The sequence below is a fragment of the Halobacillus hunanensis genome (genome assembly GCF_900166655.1).
GTDB classification, from domain to species: domain Bacteria; phylum Bacillota; class Bacilli; order Bacillales; family Halobacillaceae; genus Halobacillus_A; species Halobacillus_A hunanensis.
Genome location: NZ_FVZB01000006.1, coordinates 926,483 through 949,645, shown reverse-complemented (window position 1 = coordinate 949,645; position 23,163 = coordinate 926,483). Strand labels below are relative to the sequence as shown.

General features: G+C 42.0%; 24 protein-coding genes. 16 read left to right on the top strand and 8 right to left on the bottom strand.

Features of this window, described 5'->3' with window-relative positions:
• Positions 1 to 140 precede the first annotated feature (140 nt).
• The 5 genes from B5354_RS10305 to B5354_RS10285 all read left to right on the top strand — a co-directional run bounded on the left by B5354_RS10305 (position 141) and on the right by B5354_RS10285 (position 5,536).
• Positions 141 to 1,787, top strand: a complete 1,647-nt coding sequence (locus B5354_RS10305; RefSeq protein WP_079528444.1) for an ABC1 kinase family protein — start codon at positions 141 to 143, stop codon at positions 1,785 to 1,787.
• A gap of 146 nt (positions 1,788 to 1,933) precedes the next feature.
• Entirely contained in the window at positions 1,934 to 2,101 is a 168-nt protein-coding gene (locus tag B5354_RS20745) for a hypothetical protein (RefSeq protein ID WP_245804755.1), read from the top strand.
• Between the two features lie 221 nt (positions 2,102 to 2,322).
• Positions 2,323 to 3,018, top strand: coding sequence for a cytochrome c oxidase subunit II (gene coxB, locus B5354_RS10295; RefSeq protein WP_079528443.1), 696 nt, complete (start codon positions 2,323 to 2,325; stop codon positions 3,016 to 3,018).
• A gap of 32 nt (positions 3,019 to 3,050) precedes the next feature.
• Positions 3,051 to 4,958 (top strand): cytochrome c oxidase subunit I, encoded by a 1,908-nt coding sequence (gene ctaD / locus B5354_RS10290; protein WP_079528441.1) that lies wholly within the window; start codon positions 3,051 to 3,053, stop codon positions 4,956 to 4,958.
• Positions 4,958 to 5,536 carry a cytochrome c oxidase subunit 3 gene (locus B5354_RS10285; RefSeq protein ID WP_079528440.1) on the top strand — a complete coding sequence of 193 codons (579 nt, stop codon included), beginning with the start codon at positions 4,958 to 4,960 and terminating at the stop codon, positions 5,534 to 5,536. Before ctaD ends, B5354_RS10285 begins: the two co-directional genes overlap by 1 nt.
• 78 nt (positions 5,537 to 5,614) lie before the next feature.
• Here the strand turns inward: B5354_RS10285 and B5354_RS10280 are convergent, their stop codons facing one another.
• Positions 5,615 to 6,850, bottom strand: a complete 1,236-nt coding sequence (locus tag B5354_RS10280) for a GNAT family N-acetyltransferase (protein WP_176142460.1) — start codon at positions 6,848 to 6,850, stop codon at positions 5,615 to 5,617.
• A gap of 868 nt (positions 6,851 to 7,718) precedes the next feature.
• Positions 7,719 to 8,447 carry a YwaF family protein gene (locus tag B5354_RS10275; protein ID WP_079528436.1) on the bottom strand — a complete coding sequence of 243 codons (729 nt, stop codon included), beginning with the start codon at positions 8,445 to 8,447 and terminating at the stop codon, positions 7,719 to 7,721.
• Positions 8,448 to 8,833: 386 nt separating this feature from the next.
• On the opposite strand from B5354_RS10275, the gene B5354_RS10265 reads away from it, so the two are divergent.
• The 3 genes from B5354_RS10265 (at position 8,834) to B5354_RS10255 (ending at position 10,975) form a co-directional block, all read left to right on the top strand.
• Complete coding sequence (locus B5354_RS10265; RefSeq protein ID WP_079528433.1) at positions 8,834 to 10,171, top strand: sodium-dependent transporter; 1,338 nt, start codon at positions 8,834 to 8,836, stop codon at positions 10,169 to 10,171.
• 126 nt (positions 10,172 to 10,297) lie between these two features.
• Positions 10,298 to 10,594 carry a YwdI family protein gene (locus tag B5354_RS10260; protein WP_079528431.1) on the top strand — a complete coding sequence of 99 codons (297 nt, stop codon included), beginning with the start codon at positions 10,298 to 10,300 and terminating at the stop codon, positions 10,592 to 10,594.
• 12 nt (positions 10,595 to 10,606) lie between these two features.
• Positions 10,607 to 10,975, top strand: a complete 369-nt coding sequence (locus B5354_RS10255; RefSeq protein WP_079528429.1) for a DUF423 domain-containing protein — start codon at positions 10,607 to 10,609, stop codon at positions 10,973 to 10,975.
• Here the strand turns inward: B5354_RS10255 and B5354_RS10250 are convergent.
• The 3 genes from B5354_RS10250 to B5354_RS10240 all read right to left on the bottom strand — a co-directional run bounded on the left by B5354_RS10250 (position 10,972) and on the right by B5354_RS10240 (position 12,401).
• Positions 10,972 to 11,220, bottom strand: coding sequence for a hypothetical protein (locus B5354_RS10250; RefSeq protein ID WP_079528427.1), 249 nt, complete (start codon positions 11,218 to 11,220; stop codon positions 10,972 to 10,974). The two genes, B5354_RS10255 and B5354_RS10250, sit on opposite strands and share 4 nt — an antisense overlap.
• 94 nt (positions 11,221 to 11,314) lie before the next feature.
• Complete coding sequence (gene gerQ / locus B5354_RS20740; RefSeq protein ID WP_425432126.1) at positions 11,315 to 11,863, bottom strand: spore coat protein GerQ; 549 nt, start codon at positions 11,861 to 11,863, stop codon at positions 11,315 to 11,317.
• 115 nt (positions 11,864 to 11,978) lie between these two features.
• On the bottom strand, positions 11,979 to 12,401 hold the full coding sequence (locus B5354_RS10240) for a cell wall hydrolase (RefSeq protein ID WP_079528426.1): 423 nt from the start codon (positions 12,399 to 12,401) through the stop codon (positions 11,979 to 11,981).
• Between the two features lie 146 nt (positions 12,402 to 12,547).
• Here B5354_RS10240 and B5354_RS10235 point away from each other — a divergent pair, with 146 nt between their 5' ends.
• The gene (locus tag B5354_RS10235; protein WP_079528424.1) at positions 12,548 to 13,216 is read left to right on the top strand and encodes a response regulator transcription factor; all 669 of its coding nucleotides are present in this window, start codon (positions 12,548 to 12,550) and stop codon (positions 13,214 to 13,216) included.
• Positions 13,213 to 14,568 carry a HAMP domain-containing sensor histidine kinase gene (locus tag B5354_RS10230; RefSeq protein WP_079528422.1) on the top strand — a complete coding sequence of 452 codons (1,356 nt, stop codon included), beginning with the start codon at positions 13,213 to 13,215 and terminating at the stop codon, positions 14,566 to 14,568. Before B5354_RS10235 ends, B5354_RS10230 begins: the two co-directional genes overlap by 4 nt.
• Before the next feature lie 11 nt (positions 14,569 to 14,579).
• Here B5354_RS10230 and B5354_RS10225 read toward each other — a convergent pair whose 3' ends face one another.
• Positions 14,580 to 15,077 (bottom strand): DUF1648 domain-containing protein, encoded by a 498-nt coding sequence (locus tag B5354_RS10225; RefSeq protein ID WP_176142459.1) that lies wholly within the window; start codon positions 15,075 to 15,077, stop codon positions 14,580 to 14,582.
• 129 nt (positions 15,078 to 15,206) lie between these two features.
• Between B5354_RS10225 and B5354_RS10220 the strand changes: the two genes are divergently transcribed.
• The 3 genes from B5354_RS10220 to B5354_RS10210 are packed head-to-tail and all read left to right on the top strand — an operon-like array spanning position 15,207 to position 17,543.
• Positions 15,207 to 16,142 (top strand): ABC transporter ATP-binding protein, encoded by a 936-nt coding sequence (locus B5354_RS10220; RefSeq protein WP_079528418.1) that lies wholly within the window; start codon positions 15,207 to 15,209, stop codon positions 16,140 to 16,142.
• Positions 16,120 to 16,824 (top strand): ABC transporter permease, encoded by a 705-nt coding sequence (locus B5354_RS10215; protein ID WP_176142458.1) that lies wholly within the window; start codon positions 16,120 to 16,122, stop codon positions 16,822 to 16,824. Before B5354_RS10220 ends, B5354_RS10215 begins: the two co-directional genes overlap by 23 nt.
• Positions 16,824 to 17,543, top strand: a complete 720-nt coding sequence (locus B5354_RS10210) for an ABC transporter permease (RefSeq protein WP_079528413.1) — start codon at positions 16,824 to 16,826, stop codon at positions 17,541 to 17,543. The genes B5354_RS10215 and B5354_RS10210 overlap by 1 nt, the downstream gene beginning before the upstream one ends.
• Before the next feature lie 154 nt (positions 17,544 to 17,697).
• Here B5354_RS10210 and hemQ read toward each other — a convergent pair whose 3' ends face one another.
• The gene (gene hemQ / locus B5354_RS10205; RefSeq protein ID WP_079528411.1) at positions 17,698 to 18,435 is read right to left on the bottom strand and encodes a hydrogen peroxide-dependent heme synthase; all 738 of its coding nucleotides are present in this window, start codon (positions 18,433 to 18,435) and stop codon (positions 17,698 to 17,700) included.
• 226 nt (positions 18,436 to 18,661) lie between these two features.
• Here hemQ and pta point away from each other — a divergent pair, with 226 nt between their 5' ends.
• Positions 18,662 to 19,633, top strand: a complete 972-nt coding sequence (pta, locus tag B5354_RS10200; protein WP_079528409.1) for a phosphate acetyltransferase — start codon at positions 18,662 to 18,664, stop codon at positions 19,631 to 19,633.
• A 165-nt stretch (positions 19,634 to 19,798) separates the two neighbouring features.
• On the opposite strand, the gene B5354_RS10195 is transcribed toward pta, so the two are convergent.
• Positions 19,799 to 20,641 carry a lipoate--protein ligase family protein gene (locus B5354_RS10195; RefSeq protein ID WP_079528407.1) on the bottom strand — a complete coding sequence of 281 codons (843 nt, stop codon included), beginning with the start codon at positions 20,639 to 20,641 and terminating at the stop codon, positions 19,799 to 19,801.
• 137 nt (positions 20,642 to 20,778) lie between these two features.
• Between B5354_RS10195 and B5354_RS10190 the strand changes: the two genes are divergently transcribed.
• Both B5354_RS10190 and scpC read left to right on the top strand, forming a co-directional pair.
• A complete protein-coding gene (locus tag B5354_RS10190; protein WP_079528405.1) occupies positions 20,779 to 21,423 on the top strand; it encodes a LytTR family DNA-binding domain-containing protein in 645 nt (214 codons plus the stop codon).
• A gap of 125 nt (positions 21,424 to 21,548) precedes the next feature.
• Positions 21,549 to 23,060 (top strand): succinyl-CoA:acetate CoA-transferase ScpC, encoded by a 1,512-nt coding sequence (gene scpC / locus B5354_RS10185; protein ID WP_079528403.1) that lies wholly within the window; start codon positions 21,549 to 21,551, stop codon positions 23,058 to 23,060.
• Positions 23,061 to 23,163: the final 103 nt, after the last annotated feature.

Below are 23,163 nucleotides of genomic sequence, written 5' to 3'. Positions count from 1 at the left end.
GGTGTCGATAACATACTCCAAAAGTACTTGAATAAGTCGAGTTTTGTTTCTTTGTGTCGAATGATTCATTTATCAAATTAGATTCGTGTTATAGCATTTAGGGTAACGGATAGGGAAATTTCTGTAGAAGGAGGAGGGAAATGAGCAGCCGACTTAAATACATATCAATTTATCGAATTATTGTCATCGTCTGGATGGCTGTGAAGTTTTTGTTGCAAATCTTCTGGTTTCAAAAGAGACACCGAATTTGGGATAAAGTGACGAAACGCAAATGGGAGGAGATGTTTACAAAACAGGCTAGAGAGTATCGAAGAACGGCTATACGTCTTGGCGGATTATTAATTAAATTTGGTCAGTTTCTCAGTTCAAGAGCCGACTTGCTCCCTCGCTCTTTTATAAAAGAGCTGGAGGGGTTGGTTGATCAGGTGGAGCCGGTTCCATTTCACTATTCCAAAGGTATCTTGGAAGAAGAGTGGGGCTGCTCGATTGCTCAGTCGCTCCAATCGCTTCATGAATCTCCTGTTGCTTCAGCGTCAATAGGTGATGTGTATCGTGCAACACTGCATGATGGAACATCGGTGGCGATCAAAGTACAGCGCTATCGTGTGAGAGAGATTTTTAATGTTGATTTCAGAGCGATGAGAATTGTATTTTTTATCATAGGAAAGTTTACAAGGTATGGGGAAAAGGCTGATTTACCGGCGTTGTATAAAGAAGTAGTTACTGTGATTACAAATGAACTGGATTTTAGATTGGAACTTGAGAACGGTAATCGGTTTAAACGGAGATTTAAAGCCTTTCCGTCTGTCTATACTCCTGATTACTATCAAGAGATGTCTACCGAACGTGTGCTTACCATGGAATGGATTGAAGGGACCAAGATTACCGATGTGGCGTTCATGAAAAAACACGGTATTCAACCTGAACAAGTAGCTAAAACGTTGTTTGATTTATCTTTGGAACAATTTTTGTTTTCCGGCATGTTTCATTCGGATCCCCACTCAGGAAACTTAATGATACGTCCTGATGGCACATTGGTTGTGATTGACTTTGGAATGGTCGGCGAGGTGAAGCAAACAGACGCAGATTCAATACGTTCTATGGTTCAGGGTTTTATACTGGAGGATTATGATCGTGTCGTTGGAGCACTAATTGAAATGGACTTTTTATTAGCCGAAGCGGACATTGATCGTGTTAAGAAAATCATTAAACAAACCACAGATTTATATTTAGAGGGTGGCTTCGGTAAATTGGATGCCAACAAAATGAATGACATCATGGATGAACTGCAGGTCTTTATCAAGGAGCAGCCGATTCAACTCCCAGCTGACTATGCCTTTTTGGGACGGGCAACATCGATTGTCGTAGGAGTATTAACAACGATTTATCCTCAAGTTGACTTAATTGCCTGGGGCAGACCTGTCCTTAAACGGTGGATGTCAGGTACAGGGTCTCATACATCTTTTTATAAAGAAATCATGAGAGAATCAGCAAAGCCGCTTCTCTCATTGCCGCGCGCTATCATACAATATTTGGAGGACGGCAATAAACAAAGAGAATGGCAGCGCTCTAAACTCCAGAAGAAATTCTTTCATCAGTTTTACTTGTTGTACGGTCTATTCACCTTTTTAGTCATGGTGGCAGGTTCAGGAATGGTAATTTACGCCGTAGTCGGAAGCTCCAGCCTTTTATTAATGTTAGGTTTGATTATTGGCGGAGTTGGAATATTTGGAATGCTTATAGTGGCAATAAGTCATTTTCGAATGATTAAAAAGTCTAAGTATTAAAAGGAGGTTTTCAAAAATGAGAGAATTGTTAAAACAAGGTTTTTACCTAGGGCTGGGTGCTGCTGTGAGCGGAAAGGAAAAATTTCGAATCAGTTGTTAATGATATGGCTGCAAGAGGTGATATGTCTCCGGAAGAGGCGAAGGATATGCTGAATACCTGGGTGTCAAAAGGGGAGCAGTTGAATGACGAGTGGAATGAGCGTTCACAGGCTAAAGCGAAAGAGCAGGTAAAGAAGCTGGGTTTTGTCACCAAGGAGGAATATGAGAGGTTAGAGGAAAGAATTAAAATGTTGGAGAACCAGCAAAACACATAAAGATTAAAGCCCCTTTCTAACAGATGTTAGTAAGGGTTTTTTTATGGAGTACAGCTTGAACTTACGGGGCAGATGAACGGAAGTAGACCATTTTTTAATCGGATAAAAGCTAGAAGTCTTCAGTACGTTTCAAGTGTCAAGTAATTGGATATGTACTTGTAATATCCTTAAATAAAAGCAGGTCGTGAGGTTTACTAATTTACTGTAAAGGTTGGAGTGTTATGAAAAAACTATTGCCCTTATTGACACTAATTTTGCTGAGTGGATGTAGTCTAAGAACACTGAATCCTGTAAGTAATTCAGCTGAAAAAATAACAGACCTAATATACCTCAGCTTTGCTATTATGATGCTCGTGCTGGCGGTCGTGTTTATTTTATTTGCGTTATTTATTAGAAAGTATAAAGAAAGACCGGAAACCTCTGATAAGATTCCTAAAGAAAAGAAGGAAAACAAACTTTTAGAGGTAACTTGGACTGTTATCCCTATTATTTTGATAGCGATTCTAGCTGTGCCTACAGTCAAAGCTACATACGATATCACTTCTACGATTTCTGGTCCAGATGATGGGGTATCGAAGGAAGCCGTAGTAGTAAAGGTCAAAGCAGAACAGTTTCGCTGGGAATTCACTTATGAGAACGGCAAACAGACGATGGACGAACTCGTTTTGCCTAAGGATCAAAAGGTTACTCTTCGACTAAGTTCTAATGATGTTATTCATTCTTTTTGGGTCCCCAGGTTAGCCGGGAAAATGGACGTAAGGCCAAATAAAGAAAATAGACTATCCTTTGTACCCCAAGTTACGGGCACCTTTCAAGGAAAATGCGCTGAGTTCTGTGGCGCTGGTCATGCAAACATGCGATTTGAAACAAAAGTTGTGACCCAGGAGAAATTTGAAGACTGGTTAGCATCAGAATGATACTCCAAAAAAGTTAGGCAGGTGGACAGACTATGAATTTACCATCAATTGGTCAAATCCCTTCTGATGTTGTAGCAGCTTGGATATTTACAATAATAGTGGGGATTGTTTTGCTTGTGTGGCTGACGAAATTAAAAAAATGGCCTGTTGTATTCGAATATATGAGGACAACACACCACCGTAAAATAGGTACCATGTACATTTTATTTGCTATTATCTTTTTCTTTAGAGCAGGTATGGATGCTATGTTGATTCGCACACAACTCGCTGTGCCAAAAAACGACTTTTGGGTATTTCAGGGCGACAAGTACAACGAAGTGTTTACTACCCATGGAACGATCATGATCTTTTTTGTAGCGATGCCATTATTAATCGGTCTAATGAATGTCGCTGTACCGCTGCAAATCGGTGCGAATGATTTAGCTTTTCCATATCTAAATGCGATTAGTTTTTGGTTTTTTCTAGCGGGCGGGCTGATCTTTAACATGTCGTTTTTTATGAATTCAGCTCCCAATGCAGGTTGGACAGCTTATGCACCTCTATCGACGGATACTTATACACCGGGACCTAATATTAACTATTACATATTGGGGTTACAAGTTTCGGGGCTTGGGACAATCTTTACAGCCATCAACATGATTGTAACGGTCATTCGGCTGCGCGCTCCAGGGCTGAAGTTATCAAAGATGCCGTTGTTTCCATGGTCTACCCTTGTTACGTCATCTCTGATTCTGGTCGCATTTCCGGTTTTAACGATAGCTTTAGTTCTGTTAATGTTTGACCGATTTTACGGGACATCTTTCTTCACTGGAGAAATAGGCTCACCAGTTTACTGGCAGCACTTGTTCTGGATTTTCGGCCATCCGGAAGTTTATATTCTTATATTGCCTGCTTTTGGGGTATTTTCTGACGTAATTTCGAATTTTTCCAGAAAAAAGGTGTATGGGTACACATCTATGGTAATTGCGCTGGCTTTGATCGGGCTGCTAGGTTTCATGGTATGGGCTCACCACATGTTTACAGTTGGAATGGGGCCATTGGCGAATTCCGTTTTTGCTATTACAACCATGTTGATCGCCATCCCTACTGGGGTCAAAGTATTTAACTGGTTATTTACTATGCGGGGCGGAGTCATCCGGATGAAAACTCCAATGTTATTTGCCTTAGGCTTTATCCCAACGTTTGTTATGGGTGGAGTTACAGGGGTTATGCTTGCTGTAGCAGCGGCGGATTACCAGTACCACGATTCATATTTCGTTGTAGCTCACTTTCATTACACTATGGTGGGTGGAACAATTTTAGGTGCTTTTGCGGGCATCTATTATTGGTATCCGAAAATGACAGGAAAAGTACTTGATGATAAGCTGGGACGCTGGCATTTCTGGTTGTTTTTGATTGGCTTTCACCTTACATTCCTGCCTCAGCATTTTGCTGGATTAAACGGAATGCCGCGCCGGGTCTACACGTACACATGGGCGGATAATGTATTTATTTTTAATGCGATAAGTACAGTCGGCGCCTACTTGATGGGAATTAGTATGCTGTTTGTGATCTGGAACCTTTACAAGACTCATCGATACGGCAAAAAAGCAGACGGAGATCCCTGGGATGGAAGGACACTGGATTGGTCTGTTGCCTCACCAGCACCCGAGCATCCTTTTAATCCGATGCCTAAGGTGAAACGTATGGATGAGTTCTGGTATAGGAAAGTCAACAATAAGGGCCTTGAATATGCCGATGACCCCAGGCCTTCTCCGATTTCCGTTGAGACCTATCAGCCCATTATACTGGCAGGGGTTATGATCGCTTTAAGCATTGCTTTTATCTATCTCTGGGTTTGGCTGCAGGTTATCTTAGGAGCGGGTGTGCTATCCTTCCTGGTTATCCGATCGTTAACCGATGAGCGCAGACAGGCATATCGAGAGGAGGAGAGGTCATAATGAATCAGTCGGTGTCACGTGAGTTATTCGGTGATAAGCGCTTAGGCTTTTATATTTATTTAGGGGTAGAGGCCGTTATGTTTGCAACTTTGTTTGCTACGTACATTATTTTTACTCCTCCTTCAAAAGGGGTTACCCCAACCGAGGCGTTTGACTTACGATCCGTGATCATGGCCTCTGTGTTCTTGCTGCCTAGTAGTGCAACTTTGCTGATTGCAGAAAAAGGGTTAAAGGATGGCAGCCGAGTGAAAGTGTGGATTGGACTGATCACAACGTTTGTGCTCGGTGCTGTGTTCCTGGGGCTCGAAGTGCATGAGTTCTATAAATATGCAGTTCACGAGGGCTACACGATATCGATGAATAATTTCATGGCTTCTTTTTATACGTTAGTTGGACTGCATGCGTCTCACGTTGCCTTTGGCCTTTGCTGGATGGTCCTGCTGATGCTTCAATTAAAAAGAAATCTTCCATCAGCATTATTTAATGAAAAGCAAAAAATATTCAATTATTATTGGCATTTTGTTGATTTTATTTGGGTGATGATTATCATCTTTGTTTATTCACCTTATGTATTTTAACCAAAAAAGACTAGCCAAGTGTAACATGTACTTTACAAAGGGTACCTGTACACCTGCCTAGTCTTTATTACGGCAAATTTAAAAAGATGACCAGTTCTCTGGTTTCTGTGGAGAGTCAAAAAGCTGCTTAACCTGTGACTTCATGTTGTCTGGTCCATGCACCTCAGCTCTTTTAAATTGTAAAAGTGTTGATAGCTGCACACAACCCATTAGCAAGGAAGACAAATCAGCGACATCTATAGTGAGTCGTATGCCGTCATCACGGCTATCACATGCCTCTGGTTTTCCTTCCTCAAAGCGATAAGAATAAGTTGTTTGTTCGGTCTTCATTAGCGTATCTTCCACATCGAAATGTACGGTAATGCTCTCAGGGCCAAAGGAATGGTCACTTATGTAGTTCATGAACAGCGGCAAGTCGACAATACGATACATGACACCCGTTCCTCGCTTGTGGGTTTCATGATACATACGGAAGATCAGGTCCTCTGTAACATTCCTCGGGTCATCCAGTAAAAAGGCTAAAGAATCATCATATGTGGGAAACACGATGGACCGCACTTGATCCTTTTGATTATGAAGAAAGTTAATAAGTGATTGAAAGGCCTCATCTGATTGAGTAAACCAGTCAGTAATATGTAAGTCATGCTTCAGGAATATATCATTCTGCTTCTGTATCAATTCAAAGATCATGTAGCCTGCGAGTTTACCGTTGATACGACAACCGATCACGTCCGTATGCTCCATGGAGATGTGGCGAAATTCATAATCAGCTTTATGGCAGGCACCATGTGTGTGTTCAGCCCAATCATTGTAGCAATCCATAACTTCTTCTTGGTTCTCGATCCGGGTCGCTGCAGGTGTATCATCGAAGAATGGGAGCTGAGCAGGTGAAAATTGATACAGGCTCAACTGTGGTCCAAATCCGAATCCCATTTTTCGATAAAAGTCCGGTCGGAATGGGTAAAGGTGTACAAGGGGATTGCTATCTTGCTTCGCTTGTTCAATAGTATGTTTGACTAAACGTTTCGCGATGCCCTGTTTCTTATAAGGGAGGTCGACCGCCAGGGTACCAATACCTTTAGTCGGTATCATTTGACCATAAACATTCATGGGCAGAGCATAGTCGATATATCCGCCCACAAGCTGGCGGTCCTCATAGACTCCGACATGATGGACACGCTCGTATTGATCCATCTTCTTGCGGTGTTCGGTTGCTTTTCGCATATCTTCCTCTGTTGTGAGTCCCATTCCAGGGTAACAGCGGCTCTGAATGGCAGTGAATGAAGCGAAGTCTGCAAGCGGTTTGATTCTCATAACATTTCTCCCTTCCATATCTATCCTTAAATAGTAATCTACTAATAGAGAAAAGAAAAGTAAGGTTATGCGAATTTCATTGGAAATGTTTGAATTTAAGTAGAAGACTGAAGGCCGAATCAATTTCATAATTGCTCATTTAATGCGCCAAAGACTGGTAGAATATAAGGCTCTTTTCCGAAAGGATTCAAAATGGAATCTTAACCAGTAGATTCTAGTTTCGATTTATAAAGAAAGCTGGTCATTTTCTATCAGTGTTGCTCCACAATCGCCCCTGTTTATTGAAGACCGGTTTCGTTACTTGAGAATGGCGGATGGGGTCTGGGAAACCACTCGCTTTCCGTGGGAGTCCGGCAAGCCTCCTCGAGCTCCGCTTTGCGGTGTCTTACCTAGGACTCTTTTCCCGCAGGAGTCTCGCAGTTCTCCAGCCCCCATTACTTTTATAAGAAGAACGAAACCATCATGCCAAAAGCTTCACGTAACCTGCTGGATATAGCTTTGTCCTATTTATTTGAGCGTCTTCCAGCTATACAACATGAATCGGTTGTAGATTGATCCGAAGTAAATTTTTTGGTAAAGGAGTGGAGGGAAACGGTGAGACTCCTGTGGAATACGCGGGATAGATGAGACCCCGCAAGGCGAAGCCTGAGGAGGCTCAGCGCACGTCCACGGAAAGCGAGCCGTTTCCCGGAGCCCCTTATACAAACTAAAGTCTCGGAATCGAGTTCTCCACAATACTACCCTTAACTTAATAAAATTATTTCAAATTCCTACCTGACTACAATTGAGGAGGTGCTTCCTTTTTTACGTTTTGAATCCCTTGGTAAACAATAGGGCTTAAATTATGAAATTGATTTGTTTAATAACTTTACTCCTTTTTGCTTAACATAAAATGACTACTTCGATAAATCCACAGCATGAATGAAAAGGCTGCTAGAGCAAGCAGCGATAAGTTCAAGTAGTACCATAATCCGTCCCCTAAGTAATTTAAAGGAGTGTTTGCAGCCGGAGGTCCGCCAAGATAAAGATAATTTGATCCGATTAATTGATTCATACACCCGATCACAACCGCATATAGGATAAGGTAACTGTACGTTTCGAACATGACCCGCCTATTAATGGAGACAGAGGAGGTTAAAATTAAGAAAAAGCTTGCCCATGGGATTGCCATATGGTGTAAAAAGAATTTCCAGAATCGAAAGTGCTCATATCCATGGGGAATATCCGGCGTAATGAGAGCCAGCATGGCAGGAATAATGCCAATAAAATAATTGATTTGGATCAATTTTTTCTGATAAGTGAGTAATCCGATCATGGCGATAAGAGAAGCAATACCGCATAAATGCAAGGGCAGATGCTCTGTTGGAGAGAACACACTATTTGTAAGCGTCCATATTTGATAGCTTATCTCACAACTTATGAGCAGGGCGAATAATCCCCACCTTATAACTTGATGTGTACGTGTTCCTTTTCTAATATTTGCGGAAAACAGATAGAAGACTGACATTCCCAACAAAAATACGATGAGCATGATCAGGTGAGATGTTCCAAAGAGCTGGAACGGCTGATTGATCCAAGGTCCGAACCATTTTTGCATGATTACACATCCTAGTGAATCTAGTTTTGCTGTGCTATGATTCTATCATATAACTGTCTAGAAAGAGGGGTAGCATGGGTAAGGTCAATTGTTTTAAGTGTAAGCATTTCTTTTCTACCTGGAACCCGAAATTCCCGCGAGGATGCAAAGCTTATGGGTTTAAAGGAAAAGAGATGCCGTCAGACTTCATTTTAAGAACAACGGGAATAAGTTGCATGCAGTTTGAATGGAAAGTCAAAGACCCTACTCCATCAAAGCCTTCAACAACTTCGACAATTGATATCAGGCTGTAAATAAATTGCAATTGTCTGTTGTCTGTCGTGCAAGCTTTGAATATATGATATGCTGAGGAATATTTAAATAGAATGAAAGGAGATGAAGAGACTATGGCAAGGGAAAAATGGGGGACGAGACTGGGCTTTATGCTTGCCGCCTTAGGTTCAGCTGTAGGGCTGGGAAATATTTGGCGATTCGCTTTCGTAGCGGGAAATAATGGAGGAGGCGCCTTTTTACTTCTGTATCTTGTATTCGTCTTATTAATTGGCGTGCCTCTCTTATTAACGGAAGTTAGTATTGGTCGAAAAGCACAGAGCGATGTAGTCGGTTCTTTTAAAAAGCTTGCTCCTGGAACCCCGTGGTTTCTATCCGGATTTTTCGGTGTGATTAGTGCATTTCTAATTTTAGGATTCTATAGTGTTGTGGCAGGTTGGTCCATTTATTACTTCTGGAAGTATCTAACCGGTGAATTTTTCACTCAGCCAGCTGCAGGCTATGCTGGGGCATTTGGAGAGTTTACGACACATGCCTGGCACCCTGTCTTCTGGACGGCCGTGTTTATGGCTTTTACAATCTTTGTTGTGTTAGGCGGAGTGAACAAAGGTATCGAATTTATTAATAAACTATTTATGCCTATTCTAGCAATCATACTCATTGTCCTTGCGGTTTATAGTGTATCATTAGATGGGGCAGTGGAAGGGCTGAAGTTCTTATTCTATCCGGATTGGTCCTCTCTTCGTGATCCATCGATCTATCTAGCAGCACTGGGGCAGGCATTCTTCTCCCTCAGTCTCGGGATGGGGGCTATGCTGACATATGGCAGTTATCTCTCAGAAGAAAATAAATTGCCTGGAGCAACTCTCGGAATCGGTCTCGTTGGCACCAGTTTTGCTGTTATTTCAGGTGTGGTCATTTTTCCTGCTGTATTTGCTTTTGGCATTGATCCAGCTTCTGGACCGAAGCTTGTCTTTATAACGCTGCCGGGAATCTTTCAACACATGCCTCTTGGCGGAATAATAGGAATTGTATTTTTCTTTGCTATTATCATTGCTTCCTTAACTTCGTCTGTTTCCATGCTTGAGGTTCCTACCGCATACTTTATGCGGATCTTTAATTGGTCGCGCAAGTTTACGACTATCCTTGTCGGAATCACAATGTTTGTAATTGGAATTGCTGTATCTCTAGGCTTTGGGGTATGGTCTGGGGTAACCCCAATTGGCAATAACAACATTTTAGATTCCATGGACTTTATCGCCTCTAACATCCTGCTGCCATTGGGAGGTCTTTCGATGGCCCTGTTTGTAGGATGGTATTTCACCAAAGAGCAGGCTTTGCAAGGTGCCGATATGGCGAATTCTATTGTAGGCGGGATTTGGTATAAGATCGTCAAATATATTGCGCCTATTGTTATTATTCTTATTTTCTTGCAAGCACTTGGTATCATTTAATAGACATTGTGAGGGAATTCCACTTCGGGATTCCCTTTGTTCTTGTGAGACATAAGATCAACGGCATGTTAAGATGATAAACGTAGAACATGTGGTATGAAATATCACGCAAAAGGAGCAGTAAGAATGGCTATAACGAATCAAACCATTTTAAAAAAAATGTCTAGTGAAATTCAGGAAGCAATGCTGAATCATGGGGATGATCAAAAAGTTCGTGAACATATACGTGCTGTAAAATTGCTTTCTGATCTTGTATTAGAGGAAGGATCAGAGTCCACACATTCGTCAGAGTCTATCCATGAACCTACCGTTGAGGAGATTCGTCAGATGATGGGATCTGATAAACCTGTCCCAGAAAGGTCCGAGGATAAATCGAGTCTGGACCATGATGAGGCAAACGGAAAGTCAATCTTTGATTTTTAGGGAGTGGAGATCATGAAGTTATTCCTAATACTGGGGATTATAAACGGTTTTTTTGCCGTAGCACTGGGTGCATTTGGTGCACACGGGTTAGAGGGGAAGGTTTCTGAGAAAGCTTTAGGTCAATGGGGAAAAGCAGTGGACTATCAAATGTTCCATACGATGGCATTACTCGTCACGGGATTATTAATGAGCAAAATCCAGACCGGGATGATGACAAGTGCAGGATGGTTCTTTTTCATTGGAATCCTGTTGTTCTCAGGAAGTCTCTATATTTATGCGCCTACCGGTATTAAAACATTTGCTATGATTACACCGCTTGGCGGGTTGTCGTTTTTGATCGGCTGGATCTTGCTTGGATATGCTGTTCTTAAACATCTTTAAAAATAAAGAATTGTAACAAAAATAAACAAAATGACTGCACGCAGCAGCTGGCTTATACAGGAGACCAGTTGCTGCTTTTTTAGTTCGATGAAAGCTTCAATAGCCAGACTGACAGCTAAAATGTAGAACATAAGAAGCACAATCCATTGATGCCCTAGATTGAATAGGGCAACAATGGCAAGGATAACAGCTGCCAGCAGTGTAGCTAATTGTAATTTGTAGTACTGTTCATAGGGGTGTTTCATAATCATTACCCTCTTTGAATTAGAATGATGCAGGAAGCCCACTATGACATAGTGGGCTCTCTACATGTTATTAATGTGGTGAGAATTAGCTCATTTACTCTATCGGATAGCTATAGTTTATTTCTTCAGGGAATGTGATGTAATCTAAATAGATCATTAACAATAAATAACGTTTGCCCGTTTCCGGATCACTTAAAATAATGTGATCGCGTCCAGCAGCTTCTATAATTCCTCTAAATATTTGTGCATTCCACTGTTCATTGCTCTCAAAAGTCATGTAAACCGTGGCTCTTTTTCCTTCGTTTAATCGTAAGATGTTTTCAATGTACGACTCCTGCATCGGGAGCATGCTTGGCGGGTTGTAGGCACCGCCGCCTGTCTGTTGCGTCTGAGGCATTGAGGGAACTTGAAGGCCTCCTTGTTGGGATCCCGGCTGCATACCTCCACCTTGCATACCGCCGCCTTGCATTCCTGGTATACCGCCTTGCATTCCCGGCATACCGCCTTGCATTCCTGGCATACCTCCACCTTGCATTCCCGGCATACCACCGCCTGGCATACCATTGTTCTGCATGCCCTGCATACCTGGCATACCCCCGCCTTGGGCCCCTGTTTGCGAGCCGCCACCTTGTCTATAAGGCATACCTGGGTAGTAGTTTACTGAAGGATAATAAGGGGCCGGATTCTGTTTCTTGCCACCTCCTTGTTCATCTTGTGGTCCTTGTTGATGTTTATCCATGATCATCACTCCTTACCTATTAATAAGCTTTTGGACATTCGGAACTAAGAGGATTATAGAAGCAATGGGACTTATACCTACCTGAATTCTGCTGTCCGTACCACTGGGCTGGGCAATCCCCTGGTGGTCTAAAAAACCAGAGAGAATTGGAAGCGGGATGGTATCTGTTTCCTTTGATCACTTTGCGTGCAAGATTAATGTCCTTTTCACGTGCCCGTTGGTAGAAGTATCCCTTTTGTGTAGCCTCAAATCCCCCTGGGCTCTGAAAAACCATGTCTCGAATAGAATCAATTCCAGTAAAGTCCAGACAGTTTACTCTTACACGGTTAACACCGGTATTTCCCACCATTAACATCCCGAGTCTGCCGTCGCCTTCTGCTTCAGCTCTCATTAATCTAGCAAGCAGCTTTACACCTTTTGTAGTTTTAGGAATGACAGCCACACTGTCACCTCACTTTTACATGTCCTTCGAAAGCTGACTCTTAACCACTATATGAGCCATCACCCATTAGATATGATTAAAAGATTAGAAAATTGGTTTAGATGTTGTATGATAACTGTAAGATACAGTAAAAAGGAGGGGGCACCGTGAACATTTTATATTTAGAGGATGACTTGGAGATTGGAGAATGGGTTACACACAAGCTCATTGATCATAACTATGAGACGAACTGGTTGACTTCAGGCATCAACCTGCCAGCAGACTTAAGTTTGTATGACCTCATCATATTAGACGTGATGCTTCCGGGTCTTGATGGTTTCTCAATTGGCCGCCGATTGAAGCGATTGGATGCATCGATTCCAATTATTATGTTATCGGCCCGGACTTCGATTGATGATAAATTAGAAGGATTGGAATTTGCGGATGATTATTTGACAAAGCCTTTTCATCCAGAGGAGCTGTTGAAGAGAATCGAAGTGCAGCTCAGAAAGTATGAACGATCACGAAATCAAACGCTTAAAATTGCTCACTTAGATATTCATCAGGAGAGCCAAATCATTCATAATAGAGAAACGAAAGAAGAGGTTATTTTGTCAGGAAAGCAATTCTACATATTCAGGTTTTTCCTGAAACATTTGAATCAGATTTTGACGAAGGAACAGCTTTATGAAGGGGTTTGGCAGGAACCTTTCCGAGAAGGAGATAAAACTTTAATGGTTCATATTAGACATTTAAGAGAAAAATTGGAGAAAGATCCTTCTAATCCTCGTATTATCGAGACGATTCGCGGGATCGGCTATAGGGTGAAGGGATGAAGAAATGGATTAAATCACTGCAAGCAAAATATTTACTGCTTATCTTGTTTGCTGTTTTAATGATTCCGATCTCAGTTCCCCTTATATCTATGATTGTTTATTTGCCTGGGATTGCAATCGAAAATCCAAACGAGCCCTATGGAGACTTTGATACATTTGAACAAAGATGGCACCAAGAGGCGGATGCGTTGAATGGAGCAACAAGGGAGCAAATTAGTTCCAGGCTTCATAAACTCCATTCTGAGTTCCCAGCTGCTGCTATGTTTTGGGTGAATGCACAGGGGGAAACTTCAGAGACCGTGAATTACGATGGCTCATTGCCTAAACAGTGGTCCTCAGCCTATACGATACAGTTTATGAAAAGCAACTATGATAATAATCCATTCACAGTCGTTGCTTTTATAGGGGAGACAGAGGACCAGGGATTTATGGTTGTCCAGCTGGACCGTAAATTTATTGATCCTCCGATTACGAATTTGAGTGAGCGTTACGATTACATCTTTTTTGTGGCATTTGGATGTATTATGATTGTCTTTATCTTTCTATCGTGGGTGTTTTTTAAGAAATTCCATAAGCGGCTGATGCGGTTGCAGGAGGCGATGGAACTTAGGAAGGAAACAGGTATTCCTCTTCCTGTTAAGAAGTCTTATGACGACGAAATCGGTCAATTGGAGGCAAGCTTTAACCGGATGGTACACGAACTTGAGGAGAGCCGTCAGCGTGAACAGCAGGAAGAGAAGATTCGACGGGAACTGATCGCGAATTTATCCCATGATTTGCGTACACCGTTGACAACAATCAGAGCTTCCATGAATGGAATCAGTCCGGAAGTGTCGAGCGAACATGGAAAAGAAAAATTACAATCAGTCCATAATAAAATCGACTATGTCAGCAACCTAATCGATAATTTACTATCATTTACACTTTTGTCCGGGAAAAAGTACCCTTATCATCCTGAGCAACTTGAAATGAATCGGTTTATGCGGGAGACCGCAGCCCATTGGTATCCGGTTTTAGAGGGAAAACAGATAGACGTGGACCTGCAAACAGCAGAGATGCCCGTTTACTGGGAGGTGGACCCTAAGTGGATGGAGCGCGTATGGGATAACCTATTACAAAATCTTGTTCGTTATGCTTCACTAGGAGGTTACGCAGGTATTTTTGTCTCAGAACACATGATCACCCTTCAGGATCACGGCCCTGGTATGAAAGGTCAGTCGACACAGAAAGGGGCGGGCATAGGGTTATCAATCGTCGATTTAATGGTAAGAGAAATGGGGATGCGTTTAAGAATTAGCTCCACTCATGAGGGAACTAGAATAGATATTATAACAAAGGACGCCCAGGTTTAGCAGCGGGCGTCCTATTTTAGTCGTATTGAGCGAACAAGAAATATCAGGACTACTCCTAACGTTCCGCCAAGAGTGATCAACATTCCCCACCCCTCCAAGCCATTTAGGTGCCCCATCCCAACTTGAATACTGACCCAAGTTAAATATGAGAATAGAAGGCAAATGACTAGTTTTAGCACACTAAGCATAAGCACAGCATTTCTATATTGTGCTTCCGCATTGTGTTCATGGATGGTGACGATGTAATTATACGCGTGTGGATATTTTTCAAGCATCGTAAAGGTTACCCAAATGAAGACAGAAATAATTGGAAGGGCAACAATGGACCACTTGCCGCCAAAACGGTCAGGTTCTCCGCTCAAATCAAAATGGACAGGAATGGTATCGGGAATGTTATTCCAGATGACTACCAAGTAAATAAATGTGGTGACCATCACAAGAAAGGAAATAGAAGTGGATAATTTCTCAAAAGTAGAGGTAGGCAAATCGATGTGGGGCTGATTTTTCATGGAATCATCTCCTTCGTTATAACTTACGGATGCAACTCCAAAAGGTTTCATGAATTTAAACAAAACTTAAACGAAAGCCTTCCCTGAATTTAAACCTGACCGTCTATGCTTGATATAGAGGTGATGAAGATGAGTGAAACAATCATTGCAACAAAAGGACTGCTGAAAACATTTAGAAAAACAAACGCAGTTGATCGAGTAGACATTACGGTAGAAAAAGGGGAAATCTATGGATTCCTCGGACCGAATGGGGCAGGAAAGACGACGACGATTAGAATGTTGTTAGGCTTAATGAAACCAAGTGGCGGCAGTATTAAGATGTTTAATAAAGATTTAAAGAGTCATAGGATTGAGATTCTCAAAAGGGTCGGGTCCCTTGTAGAGTCACCTTCTTATTATGAACATTTAACGGGGCGAGAGAACTTAGAAGCTTTGCGAAAACTATTGCAGGTACCGAAGTCACGAATTGATCACGTATTATCAATTGTTCGATTAACAAAGGATAGTGACAGAGCTGTGAAAGAATACTCCCTTGGTATGAAACAGCGGTTAGGTATTGCCTCTGCATTACTTGGTGAGCCAGAGCTGCTTATTTTAGATGAGCCGACAAATGGACTTGATCCATCAGGTATTCATGAGATTAGAGAGTTAATTAAGTCAATGCCGGAGGAATATGGGATCACGGTTATGATCTCCAGTCACTTGTTAAGTGAAATTGATCAAATGGCTTCAAAGGTTGGTATTATTTCGAAGGGGACGATGATTTATGAAGACTCGATTGAGAAATTGAGGAGCCGGGCTCGGCCGCAGATTCGTATGAGAGTAGGTAACGGCAGTGCAGCTAAATCTACACTTCTGTCTTCAGGATATGTGGTCGAACATGATGAAGAATATATTTATGTGGAAGAAGGCAGTGACGAGTACATTTCTGGTCTTACAGCCACATTAGTCCATCAGCGAATTCCTGTATATCGAATCGAGGAACAGCGTCAGTCCCTGGAAGATATTTTCCTGGATTTGACGAACGATGGGGGCGAGGCAAATGCTTCCTATTCTGCAAGCTGATTTATTAAAAGTGAGACGCAAGTGGTTCTGGCTGCTCGTGTTCCTCGGACCGTTTGGGGTGATTGCCCTTCAAATGGTCAATTACGGTGTCCGATATGAATGGATCATGCAGCGGTATCCTGATCGGTGGGGCAGTTTGATTCAGTTTGTCAATATGTTCGTTTGTCCCGCTCTGTTATTGGGGATGACTATTTTAGCGTCACAAATTGCTTCGATTGAACATAAACAGACTTCCTGGAAGCAGTTACTTGCTTTACCTGTAAAAAGAAAAGATGTGTTAATTTCTAAATTTATCGTGACGGCCTTCATGATCGGGATATCTTCCATTCTATTATTTATTGGAACGATTGCCCTTGGCATCGGATTAGGATTTGGCTGGGACTTTTCAATGATCGCTATCCTGGAAAATAGTTTTTACCCTTTCTTTGCTGGAATGCCTGTTTTAGCTCTTCAGCTATGGATGTCGATCGTGGCAAAAAATCAAGCAGGCCCGCTGGCTATAGGGATATTTGGTGCCGTTTTTTCGACGTATGCCTATAAAGCTCCGGACTGGTTGATTTGGAAATGGCCGCTGATGTTTCCGGGAAAAGATCCCCTGCCATTTGTAGGACTAGGGCTATTGGTCGGCCTCCTTATTATTACAGTTGGTGTGTTTGATTTCAAAAGGAGGGATATTGCCTGATGGTACGTTCATTAGTAGCTTCAGAGTTTTTGAAAATACGTAAAACCAAAGTATGGCTTCTGCTATTCATCAGTCCTATTTTAGCTGGCATTGTAGGTTTAACCGCTTCTCTTCCACCTGAAATATCTAATGAATGGAAACATTTTTTTATTGTCATGTCCCCTGCTCATTCATTGCTGCTCCTTCCGCTGATGATCAGTGTGTTTTCTGGGTTCATTTGCCGGTATGAACATCAGCATGGAGGCTGGCGGCGATTGTTTAGTATGCCGGTTGGCAGGCAGCAGGTTTATTTAGCAAAGTTTTTGATTGTATTTGGTTTGACTGCTATCAATCAGCTGATGTTTTTTGCCATCTATCTGTTAGTAGGGTATGGGAAAGGGCTTGAAGGGACTGTACCTGCTGAATTTGTCTTGAAATGCACGGCAGGTGGGTTGGTTGCTACATTGCCGTTAATTGCACTCACGTTATGGCTGGCGATGATTTGGTCAAGTTTTGCAGCGCCGTTTACATTAAATGTGATCTTAACATTACCGAATATTTTAGTTGCGAATTCGGAAACGTTCAGACCAGTTTATCCATGGGTGCAGCCGTTTGTGATGATGATGCCACAAGGAGAAGTGTTTTCTGTTCCAATGCAGTCACTGCTTGTTGCCATCGGCGCAGCCTTTATCACCTTTTACACCATCGGAAGCCTCAACATCCAAAAAAGAGCAGTGTAGTGTGTAGCTAAGTAAATTATAAAACACCCCAAATACTTCCACCTCAGGTCATCCAGATTCTGGATGACCTGAGGTGGAAGTAAATGTAAGAAATAACTGTAAATGTGCAAAATGAAAGACAGCCTCCTTTTATAGGGGGCTGTCTTCATTAGGTTTATACGTGAAGGAATCGGTCCACAGATTCTGGTTTCAGTATATTGCCAATATAGAAAGAACCGAAGTCGCCGTAGCGAGAGGTCACTTCATCAAAGCGCATGTCATAAACGAGCTTCTTAAACTGCAGTACGTCATGAGCAAACAATGTAACGCCCCATTCCCAGTCATCCAAACCGATTGAACCGGTAATAATTTGACGAATTTTACCTGCGTACTGCCTTCCAGTCATACCGTGGGCGTACATGAGTTTGGCGCGGTCATCTTTTTCAAGAACGTACCAATTATCATTACCTTGACGTCGCTTGTCCATCGGATAGAAGCAAATATGATTCCACTTCGGCAGGATCGGATTCAATCGCGCCTTAATATTTGGATCTTCTTCATCCACTTCGCCCATATAATCGGAAAGTTCCACAACTGAAACATAAGAGTAGGCTTTATAGGTGAACTCAGCTAATTTAGATTTTTCAAAAGCTGTTTCCAGTTCATTTAACTCTTCCATCGTAGGGCGTACAAACATCATCAGGAGATCTGCCTTTTGTCCAACTATCGTATATAATGCATGACTTCCTTGCTTGTTTTTTTCGGTATCTTCCCATTTTCCAATCAACTGGTGGAATTCGCTGATCGCCTGATCGCGTTCTTCATTGCTGGCATACTTCCATGAAGTCCAATCGATTGAGCGGAAATCGTGCAGGGCGTACCAACCATCCGCTGTCTTTACTGTTTCTGGCATGGCAAAATCGCTCCTTTTATCTAAAGTTTAAGTAATACTTCCTATTTCAATATAACACAATCGCCCTTGAAGCATCATTTCAAGCACTGTGAACGTATTGTGAACAAAAAAGTAGGGTACAGTGAAGATGTAATCGTTTTAATGAAAAAAATCCTATCATATTACTTTTCATTAAACACAAAACGTCTTATCATATAGTACAGAAATGAAAATGGGAGGGTCCAATATGAGTGATCTTTTTGATACATTGAAAGCCAAAATTGACGGAAAAGGCAAGAAAGTCGTGTTTCCTGAAGGTTTAGATGAACGCATTTTAACAGCAGTCGGTAAACTAGGGGCAGAAGGTTTAATCAAACCTGTACTAGTTGGAGAAAAAGAAAAAATAGAACAGAAGGCAAAAGAAATTGGTGTTGATATTTCTACGTCAGACATTCTCGATCCAGCAAGCTATGAAGGTTCCGATAAGATGGCGGCGAGTTTCGTTGAACGTCGTAAAGGAAAGGCAACCGAGGAACAGGCTCGCGAAATTCTTAAAGATGAGAACTATTTTGGGACGATGCTCGTTTATATGAACGAGGCGGCTGGCCTCGTTAGTGGAGCAGCTCATTCTACAGCTGATACTGTTCGTCCCGCTTTGCAGATCATTAAAACTAAGCCAGGAATCAAAAAAACGTCCGGTGTGTTTATCATGGTTCGTGACGAAGAAAAATATGTGTTCGCTGATTGCGCAATAAATATTTCCCCGGACAGCCAGGACTTAGCTGAAATTGCTCTGGCTAGTGCTGATACCGCCAAGCTGTTCGACATCGACCCTAAAGTTGCGATGTTAAGCTTCTCAACAAGAGGATCAGCGAAATCTCCTGAAACTGAAAAAGTAACGGATGCCTTGAAACTTGCCAAAGAGCAGAATTCAGAGCTTCTGGTTGATGGGGAATTCCAGTTTGATGCTGCTTTTGTTCCATCTGTAGCAGAGAAAAAGGCGCCGGATTCTCCGTTGAAAGGAGAAGCCAACACGTTTATCTTCCCAAGTCTTGAAGCAGGGAACATCGGTTATAAAATCGCCCAGCGCTTAGGAAACTTTGATGCGGTTGGCCCGATTCTGCAAGGATTGAACCAGCCAGTGAATGACTTATCACGTGGCTGCAATTCAGACGATGTGTACAAACTAGCCATTATTACTGCCGCTCAATCACTATAAGGAAATCCCGAAAGCTGTATCAGCTTTCGGGATTTTTTTGTGAAATATGCAATTAATCAGGAAAATGTGCAATACGAGATTTATATGCAATTATCGAAGAATCCGTGCAATTACTCAATATTACATGCAATTTATTGTGATTTCGTACAATTCACGGCTGATTTTTTACTCAATACGCTCGAGTGCTTTTGCATTTCGCTCAATCATTTGTTCAAAGCGTTTATTAAAGGTATCCATTTCCTCGCCCTCAAGCTGCTGCACAACAACATTTTCAGAGAAATCACTCAACTGGTACAGAATTCGATCCCTTACATCTGCAACGCTCAATTTAGTACCGAGCAGCTCGTTCATCGACGCCATCACAGAGGGGTCAATATCTGGATAAACAAAACGCGTTTCTTCCTCGCGCCTTCCTATTTCATAAAAGTTTTTTAGCAGTCGGGCCCGCTCTTCGCCATTTCCGCTTACATCTAAATAAATTTGTACAGCCGATCCATGCTTAACACGTCGCTGGGAAATCCCTGCGAATTTCCGTCCGTTGATACTCAGATCATAGGTTCCCGGGCAGTAGGATTGTGTGATTTCATAGGCCTCGATTTGGTTCGTGAGATCAGCGAACAGATGCTTGATAAACACGACCATGGCCTCATAGCCTTCATGAATATTGACCTCTTTTGAATCTGGAAAAATGAGAGATAGGTTGAGAACCCCTTCATCGAGCACAACCGCAAGTCCGCCTGAATTTCGGACAATGACTTGATAATCCTCAGATTTTAAATAGTCGACAGCCTCTGATATATAGGGTAAGCGGGCGTCAGGTATGCCGAGAACGATGGTATTATGATGCACCCAAAGTCTGGCTGTCGTAGAGGAAGTGCCCTGTCCAACGGAAATTGCCAGAGCATCGTCCGTCGCAAAGGATTGAAGCGCAGAAAATCCGGGACCGAGGCTGCTTTGATCAATGAAGCGATATATTTTGGGATGTAATAAGGTATGAATATGGTTCATGAATACGTTACTCCTTTATTAATAGAACAAAGTAATTATAACAGAAACAGTTGGAGTAGACAGGTTCAATTTGTCTGCCTTTCTAAAGATCCGTTAAACTAGAAGAAATGAGATATCGTGGGGAGGTGTTTAAAAGTATGGAGAGTTTTACGAAAGATTCTCTATTAGATGTGATTGGTGAGTTGTTTTCAGATGAAATATCGATAGCCGTATCAAATACTAAGGAATATATTTATTATCGTCCAAGTAAACGGATTGATTTGAAAATTGGAACAGGTGATCCTGTTAAAGAAGGAACGATTGCACATAAAGCTCTCATGACAGAACAGAAAGTTTCTGAATTTATTAACCGTGATGTATTTGGCGTTCCCTACCATGGGATGGCTGTTCCTTTTCATCATAATGGAAAACTCGAAGGATGTGTAATGGCGATTCATCCGGCTTTCACAGATGGAAAATCAGTCGTCACGGTTAAAACCCTGGATGGCTGGAAGCCGCTTCCCTTTGCCGAAGTGAAATACATAGAAGTGAAAGATCGTAAGGCATATGTATGGTCAGATCAATTTTGTGGCACACATAAAAATTCACTTCAAGAATTTGAATATATGTTGCCAAGGGAATCGTTTGTCCGCTGTCATCGATCGTTTATCGTCAATGTGAATCATATCAGGGAGATCTATCCTGACACTCATTCGACATTTTTGCTGTCGATGGACGATGGAGCAAGTATTCCCGTCAGTCAATCTTACTCCAGTTATTTTAGAAAACTACTCGGGTTTTAAAGGTTGCTGTTTTACTCAAAGAATCTGCTGGTTCATCCGTCATTTTTCTATTCCCCTTCATTTTCCTCAAATCATTGAGCGAATAAGTTAAAATAATTCTAAAAGTTATGAAAGAAGGCGATAGAATGGAAAATGATTACGGACGAATTCAAGATTCCCGCTTGAAGAAACGTGTTGTTTCTTCAGAAGAAGCCGCCTCATGGATTAAGGATGGTATGACGTTAGGCTTAAGTGGCTTTACACGTGCAGGTGACGTGAAAGCGGTACCATTTTCACTGGTAGAACGAGCTAAAAAAGAAGAATTTAAAGTAAACGTGTTTACTGGAGCTTCCTTAGGATCAGATGTAGACAAACTTTTCGCCCAAGCAGGCATTATTCATAAACGCTTACCGTTTCAGGCAGACTCGACAATGAGAAGTAAAATTAACAATGGTGAACATGTATTTGTTGATCATCATTTATCTCACACGTCTGAATTAGTGAGAGGAAATGTGTTAGAAACTATTGATTACGCAATATTGGAAGCGGTATCAATAACGGAAGACGGTATGGTGATTCCGACGACTTCCATTGGTAATTCATTAGCATTCGCCCAGCATGCAGAATCTATCATAATTGAGATCAACATGAAACAACCTAACCTAGAAGGGCTTCATGACCTATATGCCCCTGGCAAACAGGGAGAGCGTGATCCGATTCCGTTAACAAAAGTGGATGATCGTATCGGAACAGTCGGAATTCCAGTTGACCCAGAAAAGGTAAAAGGCATTGTGTTTACAGATCAAAAGGACTCCCCATCAACCATAACGAAGCCGGATCAGGACACAGTTATTATGGCCCAACATTTGATTTCCTTTTTACGGGAAGAAGTTAATGCCGGGCGTTTAACAAGGAGCCTTGCGCCCATCCAATCTGGAATCGGTTCTGTGGCTAACGCTGTTCTGCATGGCTTGATCGACTCAGAATTTAAGAACTTAGAAGTGTATTCAGAAGTGCTGCAAGATGCTGTATTCGATTTAATGGATGCTGGAAAAGTCAATTTTGCTTCCTGTTGTTCAATCACATTATCTGACGAAAAAATGACAGAAGTGTTTAATGACTTGGATATATATCGTGGTCGATTAATTATGAGACCACAGGAAATTTCAAACCACCCTGAGATCATTCGCCGTCTCGGCTTGATTTCAATCAATACGGCCTTAGAGTTTGATATCTATGGCAATGTCAATTCTACGCATGTAGCGGGTACAAAAATGATGAATGGGATTGGCGGTTCGGGAGATTTCGCTCGTAATGCCCGCCTGGCTATTTTCGTAACAAAGTCAATCGCTAAAGATGGAAGTATATCCAGCATAGTCCCATTTGCTTCTCATATTGATCATACGGAGCACGATGTAGATGTGGTTGTAACGGAACAAGGGTATGCAGACTTACGCGGATTAGCTCCAAGGGAACGTGTCGGGTTAATAATCGAGCGCTGTGCCCACCCTATTTATCGGGACCAACTTTGGGACTACTACAATCAAGCTGTTTCCAGAGGGGGCCAGACCCCTCATATTCTTGAGGAGGCGTTCTCATGGCACAAGAATTATGATGAGACCGGCACAATGCTTAAACAAATCCTTCAAAAGGTATAACCATGATAAGAGGACTCTCTTCGTAGTACTTACGGAGGGAGTTATTTTTTTCCTGTATTTCCTTACATTATATTAATGCTTCCCTAATACTCTATTAATGTAA